This is a genomic window from Shewanella sp. Isolate13, assembly GCF_022398325.1.
Classification (GTDB): Bacteria; Pseudomonadota; Gammaproteobacteria; order Enterobacterales; family Shewanellaceae; genus Shewanella.
In genome coordinates this window covers 25,716-45,912 of record NZ_JAKEVD010000022.1, presented here as the reverse complement: position 1 = coordinate 45,912, position 20,197 = coordinate 25,716, and the positions used below count along the sequence as shown (strand labels likewise).

The window sequence follows — 20,197 nt, the reverse complement described above, 5'->3', positions numbered from 1 at the left end:
ACGTTCCGTATTCCGTAAGGCCACAGGCCGTTCCGTCTCAGCTTATCCATCTCAGCTTGTTTCGGCTTTTAATCGTCTTTGCTTTTACCTAGAACCTGCTTTTCCTAGGGCCTAGGACCTTCTCAGCTTTAACCTGCTCTTCCCCTTCTTTTATTTTGATTTGCAATATGCGAATGCACTGATGCCATTTCGTCTCATAGAAACAACGCCGACTTCCAATCTCGTAACACAACCAGAAATTACCTTTAAAATCAATAGACTCAACAATATCCAACTGTTCAGTAAAGGTTGGCATGAACTCTGTATTAAAGATAAGTACTACTGGCTAACGCCATATCACTCGAACAGCAGTTATTCGATGTTCCTCTTAAGCAGGTACTCTTATGCAAAGTGAATCGCTATACCAAAGATCACTATCGACACTGTTAAACGGTGCTCTGGCCAAAGGTCTTTTTTGGCTAGGTTCGGCTCAAGTGCTTGGTCGTGTGGTTCGTCTTGGTTCCAGCATTATCATTGCGCGATTACTCACCCCTGAAGTTTTCGGCCAGGTTGCCATCATACTCACCTGCTTTGAGCTTATCTGTACACCAACCCGCCGCATCTCTAGTGCGGCACTGATTAAGATGGATGATAACCAACTTAAACGCTCTCTATCTGCGGCCAACCGAGTCAACTGGTTAGCCGCTATCATCGCCTTCGTTGCCATGAGCTTACTCAGCTGGCCGCTTGCAATCTACTACGATGACTTGCAGCTAATTCTTCCCATGATACTCATGGCAACAAGCTATTTACTGCTCCCCTTTGGCATGCTCTACGCTGCAATCAATCTACGTTTAAATCGGATGCGTGTGGTAGGTAGGGCTGTACTATGGCAAACAGTATTTGATGCAATACTCACCGGCAGCTTTGCTTTACTCGGGCTTGGGATTTGGGCCATTATTTTGCCCAAAATCATTGTGGTATTTATATGGATTGGGGTTCATAGATACCATAATCCCTTGCCGGAGCTTTTAGTTGGCTGTGTTTCAGAGCCTAGATGGCAGCTACTACCCGCAAGATCCCGAACCATACTCAAATTTGGCCTGCAGGTTGGCCTTGGGGATCTCGCTATCGCATTAAGACAAAATATTGATTACATCTTAGTGGGCTATTTTCTCGGTATAGAAGCGTTAGGCGTCTACTTCTTTGCCTTCAATGCCAGTTTAGGCATTAGTCTTGGGTTAGTTCAAAGCTACGGCACAGCGCTTTATTCCTACCTTTGTCAAACAGGTAAAGAAACCGATCCTAAACAGCTGACATTAGAACAGAAGTACCTTCAATCTCTGAAGTTCATCATGTTACTGACACTGCCAATTATCAGCTTACAAGCTCTATTAGCACCGCTGTATGTCCCTTGGGTTTATGGTCAGAAATGGTTAGATGCGGGAGCGCTTCCTATCTTCATCCTACTTTGCCTGAGTGGTTTAGTGAGGCCACTGGGTGAAGCCGCCAGTCAGTATTTAATTAGCTCAGGTAGAGGTCAGCTAAACCTGTTATATAACAGCGCATTCACCGCTATCTTAGCCATCACGATTGCACTGTCGAGTCTATGGGGGCTGCAGGCCGTGGCATTAGGGATCTTATTAGCACACCTTTTAGTTATGCCAAGTTTCACCCTCTATTTAAAGCTGACTCAATCAATAACCGACACCGCTCACTACCGCTCGGAGGCACATTATGACTGCTAATTTATCCCACAGGAAAGTCGCATCAATGAAGGTTTCAGTCGTGATGCCCATCTATAATGTTGAAGCTTTTGTTGAAGATGCGATTAACTCAGTACTAAACCAAAGCTTTCAACACTTTGAGCTACTGCTGATTAACGACTGCTCACCCGATAACAGCTTGGCTATCTGTAAACGTTTTAACGATCCTAGAATTAGAATTATTGAGCATAAACATAACCAAGGTCTTGCTGCGGCGAGAAATACAGGCATTCGCCACGCCATAGGCCAATATGTGGCATTTCTCGATTCAGATGACATGTGGCACAACGAAAAGCTTGAACAACACGTTGCCCATCTCGACAACGCGCCCGAAGTGGGAATTAGCTTTTCACGATCGCTGTTCATGGACTATCAAGGACAAAAACTCAATGTCTATCAAATGCCTCAGCTCACCAATATTCAGGCACAAGATCTGCTCTGCCGCAACCCTGTGGGTAATGGGTCTGCACCTGTTATTCGCCGTGAAACCCTAACGGATATTCGCTACCAAGCATTTAATAGGAGCCAGCCCCATAGCTGCTACTTCGACGAGAACTTTCGCCAATCTGAAGATATCGAATGCTGGCTAAGGATTGTGACCACCACCCATTGGAAAATAGAGGGGATCCCAGCGCCTCTCACCTTCTATCGCTTAAATGCGCAAGGACTATCCGCTGATCTTAATAAGCAATATGCCTCTTGGGAAAATATGATCAATAAAGCCAAAGGCTATGCGCCAGCACTTTTAGCACAGCATGAAGATAAAGCGCGAGCCTACCAGCTCAGGTACATAGCAAGGCAAGCCATTCGAAATAAAAATGGCAGACAGGCGGTTAAATACCTGCACCTTGCTCTTAAGACCGCCCCAGAGATCATTCAGGCTGAAACCGGACGCACCTTAGCCACCATGGCGGCTGCCTACCTATTAAAACTGCTACCACTCAGACTCTATCAGCTTTGTGAAAATCAGGCGCAACGGTTACTCGGGCGTATTCAGGCCGCGAAAATCAACCGCGATGGCGTAAGCGCTGCGCTGCTAAAGTAACTCCAACCTACCTCCTCTAGAGTCATTTGCAGCCTGCCTTGCAAGATGCAAATGACTCAACAGTTTTAAGCACACGCCCCAGAAAACAGCATAAAACACTGAATATTAAAGGTATAAATTATGGCCTAGTATATGCAGGTTCTAGATTATGTATTAACACTATAAGCCAGAAGGGACTCAATAATGGAAAATACCAACTTGAATACCGACTCGAATATAGTCTCAGATATAGTCTCGAACACAGAGTCAACGGCCCAAGCCGCTTATCATGACCAGTCACGCTTCAGTATTCGCTGTTTCGACTTCCTCATCGCTTTGCTGATGTTAATCATAAGCTCGCCGTTTATGTTATATGGCTACCTAAAGAGTGCTTTCAGTCTAAATAGTGCATTTGAAACTGTGTATATTCACGGCTTAGACCATAAGAGCATAGGCTTAAAACAATTTTCCTATACGGGCTGGTTAAAGAAGCTGCCGGTATTATTTAACTTGTTAAGCGGGGAGATTTCAGTTTTAGGTTCTGAGCAGAAGTTCGCACTGCTAAAAGAAGATGCACATGCTGACACGAATCTTGAGCAGTTAGCGACAGATAGGTTAACAACAGATAAGTCGTCAGCAGATAAGCAAGCGACCACCAGCTCCAGCAATGGTTTAGCTAATAAAGAAACTGTTAAAGCCCCTAAGAAAATCTATCCTATTAAGCCTGGACTCACCTCGATTGAACAGATGAACGCCGCAACGGGACTGCGTTTTGAGGTTGATCCTAGATCACTTGGTAAGGCCCATAGCAGCTTAGCCCGCTATCTGCTTGCACTCGTAAGGCTTGTGATTGTATTGGCAGTCACTCGTATCGCCTTTAATAAGCCAAGCAGAAACAACCCGGAGATCTGTGTATTCGGCATCAAACTTGATAACTGGACCATGGCGCAACTGTTAAATCAAGTGCTACAGCAATGTCAGCGAAAGCCTCAGCCGATGCAACACTACGCCTTTGTTAACGCTGACTGCCTCAATATTAGTACTCAAGACGAGTCTTATCGTCAGTGTTTACAACAGACTCAGCACATTTTCGCCGATGGCATTGGCGTTCGACTAGCCTGCCTAAGTAAAGCGAAAGCACTGCAAGATAACCTCAATGGCACCGACATGTTTCCACGCCTTTGTCAGCTCGCAGCAACCAATAATCTGTCAATTTTTTTGTTAGGTGGTCGCCCAGGAGTTGCAAAAGCCGCTGCCAATAACATGCAGCAGCGATACCCAAAACTCAATATTGCAGGCTGCCATTCAGGTTATTTCAATAGCGAGGCAAGCAGTGAAGACAATCAAGGCGTCATAGATACAATTAATGAGTCTAACGCCGATATTCTGCTAGTGGCTATGGGGGCACCAAAGCAAGAGTTATGGCTTGCTGCCAATAAGCAGCGACTGACCTGCTCTATTGGGATAGGTGTTGGCGGTCTTTTCGATTTTTACGCAAACCGTATCAAACGCGCGCCCTTATGGCTAAGACAGATGGGGTTTGAATGGAGTTACCGTTTACTTCAAGAGCCTAAGAGAATGTGGAAACGCTATATCATAGGCAACCCAAGCTTTCTATTTCGCGTGTGGCGAGAAAACCGTCAGCTAAAGAAGCAACACAATCACCCACACACACCTTGGACAACGAGAGCAACAGCAGACGCTAACCTTACCAAGATGCAGCTTCAAACTGAGCTCAATAAAGCGACCAGTAAGAACCGAGAAGTCCCGCAGTTTGATGCTAAGCAAGCTAACCTGCGCCGTGCAATGTTTAATCTAAATAGGCATCTCGGTCGCGGCGCTAAGCGCTTATTCGACATCTTGGTCTCATCGAGCCTATTAGTCCTGCTATTACCGTTTTTAGTCTGCATCGCGCTCCTTATCCGCTGCGAGTCTAAAGGCGCGGTGCTATTTAGTCAGCCTCGAGCTGGGCTGAATAACAAGCCATTTACCATGTGGAAGTTTCGCTCTATGTACCAAGATGCAGAGCAGAGGCTGGCGACATTAAACCACAGTAACGAGATGGATGGCGGCATCATTTTTAAGATAAAGAATGATCCTAGGATCACCATAGTTGGACGCGTTATCCGTAAGGCCTCAATCGATGAGTTACCCCAGCTATGGAATGTACTTAAAGGCGACATGTCGTTAGTCGGCCCCCGTCCAGCCCTAGTCAGCGAAGTAAAACAATACAAGCTACACCATAGAAATCGCTTAACGATAAAGCCTGGCATCACCTGTATTTGGCAAGTCTCCGGCCGTTCAACCATTCCGTTTGAGCAGCAGGTTGAACTCGATATCGATTATATCTATCAACAATCGTTTAGTGCTGATCTACTGTTGCTGCTGAAAACCATCCCCGCCGTTATTTTTGCCCGTGGCGCGTATTAAGGAGTTGCATATGCAAGCGATTATTTTTGCAAACCGTAACGGCAGTGAGCTGGCACCATTGAGCAGTTATTACTGCCCAGCCTTATTACCAATCAGTAATAAAAGCGTTATCGAGTACACATTAGAAGATCTCGCCGAGGCGGGAGTGAAGCGAGTAAAGCTGGTGATCTCAACTCACGTTAACGAAATAAAAGCCTTAGTCGGTAATGGGGAGCTTTGGGGCTTAGAGGTCGACTATTTTCTGAGTAAAGAGCAGGAAGATGCCTCCAAGATCATCCCAAGGCTGGCGCTAGATAAGACCGAGCCTGTCCTACTTGCCCGCGGTGACATACTCAGAAGCCCATGTATCAATTCGTTTTTGCAATTTAGCAAACAGATGAGCGAAAGCTTTGTTATTGCAAAGCTCGACAACCAAAATGCAGGCTTAATGATGCTCCCCGCCGCCATAAAGCAGACAGAGAAGCTCAATTGGCCTCTCTCTAATGACCAAACTGAGCATAAGACCTCGACTCAGGGAAACAGTATGGGTAACACAGTCACCCAGGTGTTACATGGCGACTGCTTTATGCTCAACTCACTCGATGAATATATGCAGGCCAATCAGGCTATGGCTCTAAAAAAGGTCGTGGGCGCCACGCCAAAAGGCCGCTATTGCAGTAGCGCTGATGAAGCTAATGGTTTTTATATCGGCAGCCAAACCAAGACAGGGCAACTGAGAATGCAGAACGCTTGGGGAGTGATTGGCGATAACAGCTGGATAGATGAAAGCGTTAACATGGAGCAGAGCGTGATTGTGGGTAAGAACTGCCTTATAGAAGCTAAATGCAGACTCAAAAACTGCATTATTCTCGATGACTCTTACGTAGGCCAAGGGCTAAACGTGAGCAATGCGATTATCTGCAAAGATATGCTGTTAACACCACAGACAGGGGCAGCCATTAGGCTTAACGATGACAGCATCATAGCGATAAACCATACCGTATCACCAAATAACAGAGTAAAGCGGTTCGATAGATTATGTGCCTTGCTTCTGTTTATGTTGGGGCTGCTCGTATCCCCACTCCTGTTGCTGATCAGCCTGACAGGCTCAAGTAAAGGCTGGCGGATAAAAGAAAGAGTCGAGCTAAATAACAGAATTTACTCCTGCTGGCGCTGGGATCTTAAATCACTCTTTCTCAGTCGGCTTCCCCAGCTCTACCTCGTAATAACAGGGCAGCTAAAACTGTTTGGGCGTACGCCATTTTTACAGCCGCAACAGCAATCCACCAATAGTGAATACGGACTATATGGACCATTGCAACTACTGCCCTTTACCCTTCCCGACGAGGAAAAAACACTTATCGAAACGGAGTTCATGCTATCGAAGCAAAAGAGTAAGAATTTTAAGCTCATCAGGCAGTCATTTAGTTACGCTAACCATCAACAAATACAAACACATTCAGAGTGAACAGGATATTAGGAAGCACCATGCCTTAACTAAATTCAGCAAGTTCCTTTAGAGGAGAGTCATTATGAAAACGATTATCACCTATGGCACATTCGATCTATTTCACTACGGCCATGTACGCTTGTTTAAGCGTTTAAAAGCCCTAGGCGACAAACTGATTGTGGCGGTATCGACCGATGAGTTTAATGCCATGAAGGGAAAGGCCGCATTTTTTAGTTACTTTCAGCGGGCTGAAATTGTTGAAGCCTGCAAATACGTGGATATGGTTGTACCTGAAACCCACTGGAATCAAAAGGCGAAGGATATCTGTAAATATGATGTCAGTATCTTTGGTATGGGCGACGATTGGAAAGGCGAGTTTGACGAACTATCTATACTGTGTGAGGTTATCTATTTAGATAGAACAGGCGAGATCTCGACCACCGAGATCAAGAGTAATTTAGCGCATCCCAAGACTGGGGCTAGCAATGACACTAACACAAACCGTTCAGTATCGACCAAGAAGATAAATAAGTAATGCAGCACGCTATTTTTGACTGGATAAAAGCGATTATCAGAAAGCTGATATTTACACTCTCGGCTCTCTCCCCGCGCAGCTCAAACAAGGCACTGTTTGGTAGCTACAAGGAAAGGTATTGCGACAACAGTAAATACTTGTATTTACATTGGCAGCAAACAAAATTTATCCGTTGTATCTGGATTAGCGGCGATCAAGATGTGATTAAACAACTGCAGAGTCAAAATTTGGAGGTTTATTATCGCTGGTCGATGAAGGGGATTTATCACGCCCTAACCGCCAAATACTACTTCTATAATAGTTATATCGGCGATATTAATCAGTGGCTTGCAAATGGAGCGCTGAAGGTGAATCTATGGCATGGATTGCCGATGAAAAAAATTGAATTCGACATTAACACAGGCCCTATGGCGCAAGTGTTTAACCCAAAAGGAAGCTTAACGTTATATAAGCAATGGCTATTTTCCCACCAGCAACGCATCACTCCCGATTTAATGTTAAGCCCAAGTCCACTTATCGACTCCCTCTTTAGTAGCGCATTTAGACTTAACAGCTCACAGCTTTTACGCGCAACTAATCCAAGAACCGATTACTACATAATTCACCCAAGCCAGCGCTCGCAACTCAATCAAAACGCTCTTCAGGGTACGAGCCAAAGTGCGAGCCAAAGCCATTACCACAGTGTTCACGAGAGCAATGACCAAGCTGATAAGCCTAGCATCATCCTGTATGCCCCCTCTTGGCGCGATAGCCACAAACAAGGTAACCCTTACAGCAGCGCTTTTGACTGGCAACAGTTATCGAATCACTTAGTTACTAATAACCAACTATTTTTACTACGACTACACCCAAATGAGGCAAGCTTGGCAGATGAGCTGACGAGTTACCCTAATATCATCAATATTTCGCAGTTAGAAGACGTATACGGCTTCTTGCAAGAGGTGGATCTGCTTATCACCGACTATTCCTCTTTATTTATCGATGCCCTGCCACTAAGCACGCCTATCTATTTTTACCGTTTCGATGAACAGCATTACCAACAAGATTGCCGCGATATGTACGAATACGCCGAAAAGCTCCCTGTTATCGCCCCTAAATGCACGAGTTTTAATGAGTTACTAGGGGCATTAGCACCAGAGGCTATCGTCAAGCAAAAGAAAAGCTACCGAGAGAACTACCAAAGCGTTAGCGAACTTTTTTGGGGAAAGGATACGCCAACAGCATTTGAAGCGTTGGAGGAGAAGATAGGCTGTAGATACTAGGGCGTTCGCAGGCTCACTGCGAGGGCGCTTCGCTTCGAGAACGGCCTTCGGCCTGCTAGAAAATCAAAAGCAAAAACAGCAGCGTCTTGGCTTTTTCCGTTTTCCCGTCTTGGCTTGTTCCGGCTTTTAACCGTCTCAGCTTGTACCTAGAACCTGCTTTTCCTAGAGCCTAGAACCTTCTTTGCCTTTAACCGTAAGCGAAGCGTTCCGTACTCCGTGAACGAAGTGTTCCGTAAGGCCAAAGGCCGTTCCGCTTTTCCGTCTTAGCTTGTACCGGCTTTTAACCGTCTTTGCTTCTACCTTCTTAGCCTTTAACCTCGAAACGTAGCGCCCTTCTTCTTAGCTTTAACTCACTGTGATACACTCAACTGAGCAAAACCAAAAAGTTACATGGACTATTTTTATAATTATGTTTAATTTAAATAAAACATTTTTGATTGATTCCATTCTCGCTAAAGTCCCAGATGTAAAACTTATCTATTTATTTGGCTCTTTTGCTAGTGGTGAGCAACATCCTAAAAGTGATTTAGATGTTGCTATATTGCCAGCTAAGGCCCTAGATAACCTCAGCCGTTGGCAACTTGCTCAAACATTGGCATGTGAACTCAATATAGATGTCGATTTAATAGATTTAAATACCGCGTCAACCGTATTGTGCCAGCAAGTAATTACTCAGGGGGTATTACTGTGGGGAAGCCAAAATGACGATAATTATTTTACGGTTAAGACCATGTCCATGTACCAACACCTACAAGTAGAAAGAAGCATGATATTGGCTGATTTAACTTCTAATAAAGCGAACGATAGCAGTAGCAACGGAGCAACTGATGAATGACATTCTCATCAATAAAATAGCCACTATTAAACGCTGTCTAAAGCGTATTGTTGATGTATACGGTGATGGTTCATCATTTAAACAAGAATTTACACTGCAAGACAGTGTGATACTAAACCTACAACGTAGTTGCGAAGCCTGCATTGATATAGCAAATCATTTAAACCGCAAGCATAAATACGGTGTACCGCAAAGTAGCCGAGATAGCTTAACACTATTAGCAATAAATAATGTAGTGACTGAAGCATTAGCTGATAACCTAAAAAAAATGGTGGGTCTAAGAAACATTGCGGTACACGACTATCAAGAGCTAAACCTTGATATTGTTATTCATGTTATCAAGCATCATTTAAGTGACTTTGAAGACTTTATTGAAGCAATTAAAAATTTCGAAGAATAAAGACGAACGCTTAGCTTACGGAAGACGGAACGTTCACAGGCTCACTGAATAAATAAGGCTCTAGGACCTAGGGCGTTCGTAAACCCACTGCGAGGACGGCCTTCGGCCTGCTAGGAAATCAAAAGCAAAAAACAACAGCGTCTTTGCTTGTTCAGCTTTCCCATCTCAGCTTGTATCGTCTTTGCTTTAACCTAGAATCTAGAAGTCGCAACGCGACGCTCTCGAAGCGCAGCGCCCTTCTTAGCTTTTAACCGTCAGCGCAGCGCCTTCCCATCCTTCTCCGACAAAATCGGCTCTACGCCCGCTTCTAACGGCCATTGAATATTTAATTGAGGATCATTCCAAGCAATACACTTCTCAAACTCAGGCGCATAATAATCAGTGCATTTGTAGATAATGTCAGCATGATCGCTCAAGGTTAAAAAGCCGTGGGCAAAGCCCGGTGGGATGTACATCTGCAGGCGGTTTTCAGCAGACAACACTTGCCCAAACCACTGACCATAGGTTTTTGAGCCTTTGCGAATATCGACAGCAACGTCGAAAATACTACCAGCAGTCACTCGAATAAGCTTACCTTGGGGATGTACTTCTTGATAATGCAGCCCACGTAGTACATTTTTAGCCGAACGGCTCATATTCTCCTGCACAAAGCTCGGATAAGCCATACCCACTTCGGCAAATAACGCCTCAAACTCTGATTGACGAAAGGTTTCCATGAAGAAGCCACGTTCATCACCAAATACTTTCGGTTCAAACAGCAGCACATCAGGAATGGTAGTCGGGATTAATTTCATCATGCTCTTTTAAAATAACGTAGTAAAAGAAGGTTCTAGATTCTAGGGTTAATAGAAGGTCTTAGATTCTAGGACGTTCGCAAGCTCACTACGAGGACGCTTCGCTTCGAGAGCGGCCTTTGGCCTGCTAGAAAGTCAAAAGCAAAGTCAAAGGCTAAGACGAACGCTTCGCTTTTAACCTAAAGGCGCAGCGACCTTCTTAGCCTTTAACCGTCAGGCCGAAGGCCGTTCCGCTTTTCCGTCTTTGCTTGTTCCGGCTTTTAACCTTCTCAGCTTTTAAGATAATACTCTTTATACCACTCAACAAACTTTTGTACGCCCTCTTCGACGCTAGTTTGTGGCTTGTAACCAACAGTCTTAAATAGATCTTCAGTATCAGCCCAAGTTGAGTGTACATCACCAGGTTGCATATCCATCATGTTTTTAATGGCTTCAATACCCAATGACTTCTCAAGTGCAGAGATGTAATCCATCAACTTAACTGGGCTACCATTACCGATATTGAACACACGGTACGGTGCAGAGCTAGTCGCAGGAGTTGCCTCAGCAGCATTCCAATCTGGATTAGCAGCAGGAATACTGTCTTGAATACGGATGATACCTTCTACAATATCATCGATATAGGTGAAATCGCGGCTCAAATTACCGTGGTTATAAACATCAATAGCTTCGCCTTTCACGATTTTATTAGTGAACTTAAGCATAGCCATATCTGGGCGACTCCAAGGACCATAAACAGTAAAGAAGCGCAGGCCGGTTGTTGGTACACCATAAAGATGAGAATAGGTATGTGACATCAACTCATTGGCTTTCTTGGTCGCCGCATACAGAGATATAGGATGATCGACACTGTCATCGGTTGAAAACGGCATTTTTGAATTAAGGCCATAAACAGAGCTCGATGACGCATAGACTAGATGTTGGATCTTATACTGACGACAACCTTCTAAAATGGTCAGATGCCCGACTAAGTTACTATCGGCATAGGCCATTGGGTTATCAATAGAGTAGCGAACTCCGGCTTGCGCAGCCAAGTGGATCACTCTATCAAATCCCTCTTCAGCGAACAGAGCGGCAATGCCTTCTCTGTCTGCTAAGTCTAACTTCTTAAATGAAAAAAGAGCCTGTGGCTCCAAATTTTTAAGGCGATCTAATTTTAAGTTTACGTCATAGTAATCATTGATATTGTCGATGCCAACCACTTCATGACCTGCGGCGCATAAACGTTCACTGACTTTTGAACCAATAAAACCTGCCGCACCTGTTACTAAATACTTCATAAAAATCTCTTTTGTTAAAGAAGGTTCTAGGACGCTTCGCTACGAGAGCGTTCGCAAGCTCACTGCGAGGACGGCCCCCGGCCTACTAGGAAAGTCAAATGCCCAGAGGCGCCACCAGTAACCTTTCTTATTCTCTTCTAATTTCTACTTATTCGTCTTAGCCTGTACCTAGAATCTAGAAGTCGCAACGCGACGCTCTCGAAGTGACGTAGTCACGCTCTAGAAGCGCAGCGCCCTTCTTAGCTCCCAACAGTCAGCGAAGCGTTCCGTATACCGTTAGGGCAAAGGCCGTTCCGCTTTTCCGTCTCTGCTTGTTCCGGCTTTGCTTTAACCTAGAATCTAGAAGTCGCAACACGACGCTCTCGCAGTGACGAAGTCACGTCCTAGAAGCGCAGCGCCCTTCTTAGCTTTTAATCAATCCGACCCAAACAGATCTCTTGTATAAACCTTTTCAGCGACATCAGCCAAGTCATCAACCATACGGTTTGACACTATGACATCTGAAAGCTGTTTAAATTCATTCAAATCTTGCATTACACGCGAGTTAAAAAACTCAGGCTCATTAAGCACTGGCTCAAATACCACAACTTCGATTCCCTTAGCTTTTATGCGCTTCATAATGCCTTGAATAGATGAAGCACGAAAATTATCTGAACCTGACTTCATAATTAGGCGGTAGATACCCACTACTTTAGGCTGCTTCTTAATAATAGAATCGGCAATAAAATCTTTACGAGTGGAGTTAGCATCAACAATTGCGCTAATCAGGCTATTTGGCACATTCTGATAGTTTGCACGCAGTTGCTTAGTATCTTTCGGCAGGCAGTAACCACCGTAACCAAAAGATGGATTGTTATAATGGCTACCAATTCGTGGATCTAAGCCGACACCTTCAATGATTTGGCGTGAATCTAAACCATGAGATTCTGCGTAACTGTCTAGCTCGTTGAAGTAGGCTACACGCATCGCAAGGTAGGTATTAGAGAACAGCTTAACGGCTTCGGCTTCAGTCGAATTGGTATAAAGGATATCGATATTCTGTTTAACCGCAGCGTCACTCAGTAAGTTAGCGAATACTTCAGCTCGTTCTGAGCGCTCCCCGATAATGATACGTGAAGGATGTAAGTTATCGTAAAGCGCGCGGCCTTCACGTAAAAACTCAGGTGAGAAGATGATGTTTTGCGTATTAAACTTCTGCTTAACTGACTCGGTATAACCTACAGGCACAGTCGATTTTATCACCATGACCGCATTTGGGCTAATGGCTAACACATCTTGAATGACAGCTTCAACCGATGCAGTATTAAAGTAGTTAGTCTGGGTATCGTAATCGGTAGGTGTTGCAATAACCACATAGTCTGCACCTTGATACGCTAACTGTTTGTCTAATGTAGCAGTTAAATCAAGCTGATGGTTACTCAGATAATCTTCTATCTCAACATCGGCTATAGGTGATCGACCTTGGTTAATCATCTCCACTTTCTCAGCAACAATATCAACAGCCACGACGGAGTTCTTTTGCGCCAATAATACTGCGTTTGACAGACCGACATAGCCTGTCCCTGCTATAGCAACTTTCATCATAAAACCAGCAAAATATTGTCGGTGTAAAATAACACTCAATAACAACAAAGTCTTGTTATGGACTCACATTTGTAAAAGCTAATCAGGTTCTAGAGCCTAGGACGTTCGCAGGCTCACTGCTAGAGCGCTCTCCGGCCTGCAAGGGAAGCAGAAAACAAAGCCCCTAAACGTCCACTTCGTTGCTTTCCTGCTTTACCAGCTTTTAATCGTCTTAGCTTTCTCTAGAACTTTCTTTATGTAAGTTGGCCTCACTTTCCCTAGAACCTAGAAGGAGCGTAGCGACGTTCTCCCGGTGACGAAGTTACGCCCTAAAAGTACTGTGCACTTTTCAGCCTGAAAAGTCAGCAAAGCGTTCCGTAAGCGAGCCTGCAAACGTTCCGTATACCGTCAGGCCACAGGCCGTTTCGCTTTTCCTTCTCTGCTTGTACCGTCTTAGACTTTACCGGCCTCATTTACATACCACGCTATCGTCTTCCTAACACCTGATTCAAAAGACTCAATAGGCTTCCAACCTAATTCACGTTGGATCTTATTCGAATCAATCGCATAACGAACGTCATGCCCTGGTCTATCGTCTACATAAGTAATTAAGCTTTTAAACCCGAGGGCATTACCACTAGCAGCCAGTGAGTTAACATTGCCCGGAACGAGTTTTTCCAATAGCTCACAAATGGTGTTTACAACATCGATATTACGTTTTTCACAATTACCACCGATGTTGTAGGTTTCCCCTATCTCACCATCACACAAGACGCTATAAAGCGCTCTAACATGATCTTCAACGTATAACCAATCTCTGACTTGTAAGCCATTACCGTAAATAGGAATAGGTTTACCAATTAGCGCATTCATGATGGTTTGAGGAATGAGCTTTTCGTTATGCTGGAAAGGGCCATAGTTGTTTGAGCAATTGGATAAAACCACAGGGAGACCGTAAGTTCTATACCAAGCTCGAACTAAATGATCCGAAGCCGCCTTGCTGGCTGAATAAGGGGAACTAGGAGCATAACTGGACTTCTCGGTAAACAGTTCACCCTCTGCTAGATCACCATATACCTCATCTGTTGAAATGTGGTGAAAACGAAACCCATATTTTTTCTCGTCTTTCAGCGAAGAGTAGTATTCACGACAAGCCTCAAGCAGGGTATAGGTACCTATGATATTCGTTTGCATAAAGTCAGCAGGCCCATCAATTGAACGGTCAACGTGACTCTCGGCAGCCAAGTGCATGATAATATCCGGAGTAAACTGACTTAATATACTGGTGAGCTGCACTTTATCGCAAATATCACCATGTACGAAGTGATAGCGATTAGAAGACTCGATACTCGCTAAAGACTCTAAATTACTGGCATAGGTTAATTTGTCATAATTGACCACAAAGCAATTTGTATTTTCAATTAAAAATCGTACTAACGCAGAACCAATAAACCCAGCCCCACCGGTGATTAAAATAACTCTACCCATTTACTACCAACCAAAATAAGATTAAAGCTAAAAACTATGGCACAAGCACATACCTACAGTATATTTGTAGGTTGGGCTTTAGCCCTTCAACATCACTTACAAACCCAAAACAACTGACGGCATAAATGCCGACCTACTTTAAAACAATACGCTAGGACGCTTCGCTCCGAGGACGGCCTTCGGCCTACTAGAAAATCAAAAGCAAAACAGTAGCACCTTTGACCTTGTAGCACTTTCCAGCTGTTGCTTATTAGTCTTTGCTTTTCCTAGGGGCTAGGATCTTCATAGCTTTGACCTAGAACCCTCTTTGTTCATTCAATTAAAGATAGCAAATACTGCCCATAACTATTACCCAGCATAGGCAGTGCAAGACGCTCAATATCGCCATCAGATAACCAACCACTTCGCCAACCAATCTCTTCTAAACAGGCGATTTTCAAACCTTGCACCGTTTCGATGGTTTGCACAAAAGAGGAGGCTTGCTGCAGACTGTCAAAAGTGCCGGTATCTAACCAAGCAAAACCGCGACCGAGCAGCTCAATCTGAAGCAGACCTTGGTCTAAATAAGCTTGATTAATTTCTGTAACTTCTAACTCGCCACGAGAGGATAGACTTAAGCCTTTAGCGATTTCAATAACACGGTTATCATAAAAATAGAGTCCAGTTACCGCCCAGTTAGACTTGGGCTGAGTGGGCTTTTCTTCAATAGATACAGCGTTAAATGAATGATCAAATTCTACTACACCGAATCGCTCAGGTTGCTGTACCTGATACGCCAATATAGTGGCGCCAGATTGCTTATTAGCCGCAGCCTTTAAAGCTTCACTAAAGCCTTGACCATAAAAGATATTATCGCCAAGTATAAGGCTGACATTATCGTTACCAATGAAGTCTTCCGCAATCACAAACGCTTGAGCAATGCCTTCGGGTTTCGCTTGAACAGCAAAAGACAGGTGAATGCCAAAATCACTACCATCACCGAGCAGACGCTGAAACAGCATCTGCTCCTCTGGCGTGGTAATAATCAACACATCCCGAATTCCGGCAAGCATTAACACCGACAGAGGATAATAGATCATCGGTTTATCGTAAACGGGGAGCAGCTGTTTAGACACTCCTCGCGTAATAGGGTAAAGACGTGAACCCGTCCCACCAGCTAACACAATCCCTTTGGTAATAGCTTGGCTATTAGCGGTAATTCTCAAGGTCAACACTCGTAATTAAACATATTATAAAATACATGTTTGAAACAGTATTCTGTAGGATAGGCCAAATAGACAAAAACGTTTAATACAGTACGAGCACAAGATAGGCCTCAGCAATTAAATCATTCCGCCAAAAAGCAACAAAGCCAACTCAATGAGCTGGCTTTGCTATGTTCAAACCGTTAATTTAAGAAACGATAGAAAGCACATTTTCATCTTTGCTACTCTGCTGACGCTCACCTTCACGTTGTTGCCAAACTAAATCGCATATGCCATCAGTAGGATTAAACCCGGTAGGTGCACTCAGTAGGATCTCCCTGATCGCTTCATGCTGAAACTCATGACATGCTGTATCTAGTCGCTTTAGGATGATTTCAAGCTCATGCCAAGGCAGATATGATTCATTCGCTGTCATGATCCGCTCATGGTTCGTGCCTGTCACATCATCACCAATTAACAGCTCTTCATACAGCTTCTCTCCTGGGCGGAGACCACTAAATTCGATATCAATATCCCCCTCAGGATTAATATCATCTTTAACTTCAAAGCCACTTAAGCGGATCATTTTTGCCGCGAGATCAACGATTTTAACTGAACTGCCCATGTCTAAAACAAATACGTCACCGCCCTTACCCATCGCGCCAGCTTGAATCACCAATTGCGACGCTTCTGGTATCGTCATAAAGAAGCGGGTAATTTCTGGGTGGGTTACCGTAACAGGGCCACCAGCAGCAATTTGCTTTCTAAACAATGGCACTACTGAACCCGATGAACCAAGCACATTACCAAAACGCACCATGCAAAAACGTGTTGAATGCGATTCGTTTGCTAATGCTTGCAAAGCAAGTTCGGCCAATCGCTTTGTAGTCCCCATCACATTGGTTGGGCGAACCGCTTTATCCGTAGAAATAAGCACAAATGTCTCTACTTTTGCGGCGATTGCCGCTTGTGCAGTATAAAGGGTACCAAACACATTATTGCGCACACCTTCTACTACGTTATGTTCAACTAACGGCACATGCTTATAGGCCGCGGCATGGTAAACCGTTTGCACTTCAAACGCTTCCATAACTGCTTGTATACGATTCTCTCGCTGTACAGAACCCAACATTGGGTAGATTTCAACATCTAGCCCGAGCCCTAAAGCCAAAGCTGAAAGCTCTCGCTCGATTGAATATAACCCAAACTCAGATAGCTCAAATAACACCAGTTTCTTTGGTGATTGCTTAATAATCTGTCGACATAACTCAGAGCCAATAGAGCCACCCGCGCCGGTCACCATCACCACTTTATTCTGGATATTAGCCGTCATCAGATCATCGCGTGGCTTAACACTGTCGCGGCCTAGAAGATCATCAATTTCGACTTCTTTAATGTCACTATAAAGTTTGTTACCGCTCACTAGATCGGCCATGGCCGGTAAGGTGAGTACCTGCACAGCGAGTTGTTCTAATGATAATAAAATCTCTTTTCGGCGCGAACGCGACGCGCTAGGCAGTGCTAGCAGCACCTTAGTTGCCTGCTTTTCTCTTATGAGCTTACGCATAATCGATGGCGAATGTACGTGTACACCTTGAATGACCGTGCCATGTAATGACTTATCATCATCAACGAAAGCAAATGGATAATATTCATGGCTTTGTACTAGCGCCGTTACCAGTTGGCGACCACTTACACCAGCACCGTAAATAATCACCGGCTCACCGTTACGTTTCATCCCCGTGCCAACTAGCGCACGTACCATGGTTCGTGTGCCACCAATAAAAACCAGTGCAAATGCGGAGTAAATAACGGGTACGGTTCGAGGAAGTTGTGAATCAAAATAATAAGCAGCCAATACTAAGCTGACTGTAGAGACGACGACGCCCAATAAAATAGCGCTCAGAGCTTGCAATCCCATATAACGCAGTACCGCACGATATAGGCCTAATTTTGCAAAGCCTAGAATACTCAGCGGCACAACGCTTGCGATCAGTAACCAATATGTGCCGTTCGTCAGCGCACTGATATCATCAACACGGACAAGTACTGCCGCCCAAAACGCGATAACTAAAAATAACGAGTCAATTAACACGCTAACAATTCGTTTTTCCACTCGTTTTAATGAAAACAAGCATTGCAAAAAGTCCATTTTTTGCTCCATTTGGCAAGAAGGCTTCATAAGAGATGACTACTAAATTACTAAAGAAATGATGATACAACCAAGCAGATACTACCATATATCAATACCAAAGTACTGCTAGTACTAAACGAAAAATTACCCGTTTTGCTCTAAATTTTATCCTCTAAACTCCTAAGATCATAGAGGAGCAGCAAATAGCACACATCTTCAACGATGATGTACCATCCATTGCCCCTGCTTCACTTACAACAATGCGAGCAAACTTAAGCCGCAGTGCGATAAGCCTGGGACTTTCTTATTGATAAACTAATCGCAGCAAACGACCATAGTTAACGATATCAACACTATCTCAAGTTAAGCCACGAAGGAGGTAGCAATTAAATCAGTACAGGCTCAATATGATAACAGCACTGTTCTGGTAAAATGCGCATGGCCAATCGACTACACAGCTTAGGGAAGAAGTCTTACTATTCCAGCAGTTCTCTGCCAAAGTCGTACTATTCACTTGAGTGATTAAACGTAATTAAAAACACTTTTGATTTAACCTGAAGAGCATGTCAGCGCCGCAATATGATGTAATCTAAGTAAGCAATAAACCGACTCAAGGCTCACCGTTTGTTGCTTTTTGGTATCTAATCGCGTTGAGTCGGCTAGTTTTGGGTTTCGCTTCGTTAATTAACACCAACCTGAATTATGGCGAATTTAGGAAAGCTGTCCTTTTGTTCAGAATGACATCAACACATATTATCCTGATTTAGCCGAATACACTTAACTCCTCCCTCTTTGCCCACCATTGCGTAAAACTCAAAGGCTAACCAAGATTGTTGTCTTCATTGAATAGCTTATCTTTTATATAGTTATCTCTGGGTAAGATAGAGACACACAGGCCCACGCCTCTTAGCACCTTATTAAGCACGTAAACATTTGCTTTTGACTTATCTCCTTCGATTTCAGAGAGTATCTTTCGTGTGACACCAACCATCCGTGCATATTGTTCTTGGTTAACCGATAACATTTCAACCCGTAAAAACTTAAGTGCTTGCCCTGGTGTTTTTCGGCCCGTTAACAGCTCACGGCTCACTGCCAACATCAGTGCATCTTTTTCATTAACGTCAATATTTGAGCGTTTAGCACGCAGAGAAGGACGCCCCATACTATCAGATACCTTTTCCATTATTACGCCTGCCTTCGCTCATGATTTTAAATAACCTAACATAGAGACACTGAAGCGGATCTTTTTATCACGATGTATCAGCTCAACCATTATTGAACCAATAATGACACATTAACATACAAAAAACGGACTTAATGAACCCAATATAACACATTAAAGAGGTTTTTAAGTCATTAATGACCCTAAAGTCCCCCATGAAAGGCAGTCACTTCCACTCGAAATCGCCTCGAGATGTTCAGCTCCCTCGCTGTCATTTGCGGATTAACCGGCCCAGTTTATTGGCGAGTGATGAACGTACCGAAATAACAATGTTGCTCAATAAGATCTCGAGCATAGTTTGCTTATGATCCATATACGCAGCGCTTTGAGTCGATTACACACTGATTCTCATCACTTTATGATGTGATTATGAGTCTGCCTATTGCACTGAAAAACGTCCCCCACCCACCACGCCACAACAAAATAAGCAATTGAAAATAAACATTAAAAAATAAGGGGAATGGTTAGCGCTATTTTACCGAACAACGAAAATGCCGCCATTTCCCTTTAGATTTAAGGATTTTCTGCGCCCTGCCCCATCTGCATGAGACTGAAAACGGTCGATTTCAGTGCCTTTGAGACAGTGTAGACTGAGATGAAAAAGCGATAACACTCACGCTCACTGCCGCTTATACGGCTGAAAGTAACCACGTATCAGCGGTAAAACCCGCTATGTTGATGGAGAAATGGCGCATCAAGTTAGCCGTTAATATCGATGCGCCTTTTTAGCCATCATTGCCGACCCGTTCCCTCCCGTCGGTGTCAATATCATGACCGATATGCTCGGCATCGATATGCTGGCCGATCAGGAGTCGGCATACGACAGCAGTATTGCACCACATGCTCCCGGCTATACGGATCTCAAATGCTAG

15 protein-coding genes are annotated in these 20,197 nt (G+C 44.1%); 8 read left to right on the top strand and 7 right to left on the bottom strand.

All coding sequences use genetic code 11. The features are described from left to right. The first annotated feature begins 383 nt into the window (after positions 1–383). The 8 genes from L1D44_RS14290 to L1D44_RS14255 all read left to right on the top strand — a co-directional run bounded on the left by L1D44_RS14290 (position 384) and on the right by L1D44_RS14255 (position 9,660). Positions 384–1,727: an oligosaccharide flippase family protein gene (locus L1D44_RS14290; protein ID WP_239891650.1), complete on the top strand. Its 1,344-nt coding sequence runs from the start codon at positions 384–386 to the stop codon at positions 1,725–1,727. Further along, a complete protein-coding gene (locus L1D44_RS14285; RefSeq protein ID WP_239891648.1) occupies positions 1,717–2,790 on the top strand; it encodes a glycosyltransferase in 1,074 nt (357 codons plus the stop codon). Before L1D44_RS14290 ends, L1D44_RS14285 begins: the two co-directional genes overlap by 11 nt. A 183-nt stretch (positions 2,791–2,973) precedes the next feature. After that, positions 2,974–5,199 carry a WecB/TagA/CpsF family glycosyltransferase gene (locus L1D44_RS14280; protein WP_239891646.1) on the top strand — a complete coding sequence of 742 codons (2,226 nt, stop codon included), beginning with the start codon at positions 2,974–2,976 and terminating at the stop codon, positions 5,197–5,199. A gap of 10 nt (positions 5,200–5,209) precedes the next feature. After that, complete coding sequence (locus L1D44_RS14275; protein ID WP_239891644.1) at positions 5,210–6,646, top strand: NDP-sugar synthase; 1,437 nt, start codon at positions 5,210–5,212, stop codon at positions 6,644–6,646. 64 nt (positions 6,647–6,710) lie between these two features. Continuing rightward, positions 6,711–7,163, top strand: coding sequence for an adenylyltransferase/cytidyltransferase family protein (locus L1D44_RS14270; protein WP_239891642.1), 453 nt, complete (start codon positions 6,711–6,713; stop codon positions 7,161–7,163). Continuing rightward, complete coding sequence (locus L1D44_RS14265) at positions 7,163–8,425, top strand: CDP-glycerol glycerophosphotransferase family protein (RefSeq protein ID WP_239891638.1); 1,263 nt, start codon at positions 7,163–7,165, stop codon at positions 8,423–8,425. Before L1D44_RS14270 ends, L1D44_RS14265 begins: the two co-directional genes overlap by 1 nt. 409 nt (positions 8,426–8,834) lie before the next feature. Then, on the top strand, positions 8,835–9,260 hold the full coding sequence (locus L1D44_RS14260) for a nucleotidyltransferase domain-containing protein (protein WP_239891636.1): 426 nt from the start codon (positions 8,835–8,837) through the stop codon (positions 9,258–9,260). Beyond that, complete coding sequence (locus L1D44_RS14255; RefSeq protein WP_239891634.1) at positions 9,253–9,660, top strand: DUF86 domain-containing protein; 408 nt, start codon at positions 9,253–9,255, stop codon at positions 9,658–9,660. Before L1D44_RS14260 ends, L1D44_RS14255 begins: the two co-directional genes overlap by 8 nt. Before the next feature lie 254 nt (positions 9,661–9,914). Here L1D44_RS14255 and rfbC read toward each other — a convergent pair whose 3' ends face one another. From rfbC to L1D44_RS14220, 7 genes are all read right to left on the bottom strand, one after another. Next, a complete protein-coding gene (gene rfbC / locus L1D44_RS14250; protein WP_239891713.1) occupies positions 9,915–10,454 on the bottom strand; it encodes a dTDP-4-dehydrorhamnose 3,5-epimerase in 540 nt (179 codons plus the stop codon). Positions 10,455–10,723: 269 nt separating this feature from the next. Then, positions 10,724–11,734, bottom strand: coding sequence for an NAD-dependent epimerase (locus L1D44_RS14245; protein WP_239891632.1), 1,011 nt, complete (start codon positions 11,732–11,734; stop codon positions 10,724–10,726). A 414-nt stretch (positions 11,735–12,148) separates the two neighbouring features. After that, positions 12,149–13,315, bottom strand: a complete 1,167-nt coding sequence (locus L1D44_RS14240; protein ID WP_239891711.1) for a nucleotide sugar dehydrogenase — start codon at positions 13,313–13,315, stop codon at positions 12,149–12,151. A gap of 435 nt (positions 13,316–13,750) precedes the next feature. Then, a complete protein-coding gene (rfbB, locus tag L1D44_RS14235; protein WP_239891630.1) occupies positions 13,751–14,785 on the bottom strand; it encodes a dTDP-glucose 4,6-dehydratase in 1,035 nt (344 codons plus the stop codon). A gap of 311 nt (positions 14,786–15,096) precedes the next feature. Further along, positions 15,097–15,990 carry a glucose-1-phosphate thymidylyltransferase RfbA gene (gene rfbA / locus L1D44_RS14230; protein ID WP_275660487.1) on the bottom strand — a complete coding sequence of 298 codons (894 nt, stop codon included), beginning with the start codon at positions 15,988–15,990 and terminating at the stop codon, positions 15,097–15,099. Between the two features lie 187 nt (positions 15,991–16,177). Further along, on the bottom strand, positions 16,178–18,121 hold the full coding sequence (locus tag L1D44_RS14225; RefSeq protein WP_239891628.1) for a nucleoside-diphosphate sugar epimerase/dehydratase: 1,944 nt from the start codon (positions 18,119–18,121) through the stop codon (positions 16,178–16,180). Between the two features lie 802 nt (positions 18,122–18,923). Beyond that, positions 18,924–19,286, bottom strand: a complete 363-nt coding sequence (locus tag L1D44_RS14220) for a helix-turn-helix domain-containing protein (protein ID WP_239891625.1) — start codon at positions 19,284–19,286, stop codon at positions 18,924–18,926. Positions 19,287–20,197 lie beyond the last annotated feature (911 nt).

Excerpts from the sequence above, each read along its gene's own strand:
- rfbC (WP_239891713.1), bottom strand. The coding sequence starts at position 10,454 with ATGAAATTAATCCCGACTACCATTCCTGATGTGCTGCTGTTTGAACCG.
- L1D44_RS14280 (WP_239891646.1), top strand. The coding sequence starts at position 2,974 with ATGGAAAATACCAACTTGAATACCGACTCGAATATAGTCTCAGATATA.
- L1D44_RS14270 (WP_239891642.1), top strand. The coding sequence starts at position 6,711 with ATGAAAACGATTATCACCTATGGCACATTCGATCTATTTCACTACGGC.
- L1D44_RS14285 (WP_239891648.1), top strand. The coding sequence starts at position 1,717 with ATGACTGCTAATTTATCCCACAGGAAAGTCGCATCAATGAAGGTTTCA.
- L1D44_RS14260 (WP_239891636.1), top strand. The coding sequence starts at position 8,835 with ATGTTTAATTTAAATAAAACATTTTTGATTGATTCCATTCTCGCTAAA.
- rfbB (WP_239891630.1), bottom strand. The coding sequence starts at position 14,785 with ATGGGTAGAGTTATTTTAATCACCGGTGGGGCTGGGTTTATTGGTTCT.
- L1D44_RS14240 (WP_239891711.1), bottom strand. The coding sequence starts at position 13,315 with ATGAAAGTTGCTATAGCAGGGACAGGCTATGTCGGTCTGTCAAACGCA.
- L1D44_RS14275 (WP_239891644.1), top strand. The coding sequence starts at position 5,210 with ATGCAAGCGATTATTTTTGCAAACCGTAACGGCAGTGAGCTGGCACCA.
- L1D44_RS14245 (WP_239891632.1), bottom strand. The coding sequence starts at position 11,734 with ATGAAGTATTTAGTAACAGGTGCGGCAGGTTTTATTGGTTCAAAAGTC.
- L1D44_RS14290 (WP_239891650.1), top strand. The coding sequence starts at position 384 with ATGCAAAGTGAATCGCTATACCAAAGATCACTATCGACACTGTTAAAC.
- L1D44_RS14255 (WP_239891634.1), top strand. The coding sequence starts at position 9,253 with ATGAATGACATTCTCATCAATAAAATAGCCACTATTAAACGCTGTCTA.
- L1D44_RS14265 (WP_239891638.1), top strand. The coding sequence starts at position 7,163 with ATGCAGCACGCTATTTTTGACTGGATAAAAGCGATTATCAGAAAGCTG.
- L1D44_RS14225 (WP_239891628.1), bottom strand. The coding sequence starts at position 18,121 with ATGGACTTTTTGCAATGCTTGTTTTCATTAAAACGAGTGGAAAAACGA.
- L1D44_RS14220 (WP_239891625.1), bottom strand. The coding sequence starts at position 19,286 with ATGGAAAAGGTATCTGATAGTATGGGGCGTCCTTCTCTGCGTGCTAAA.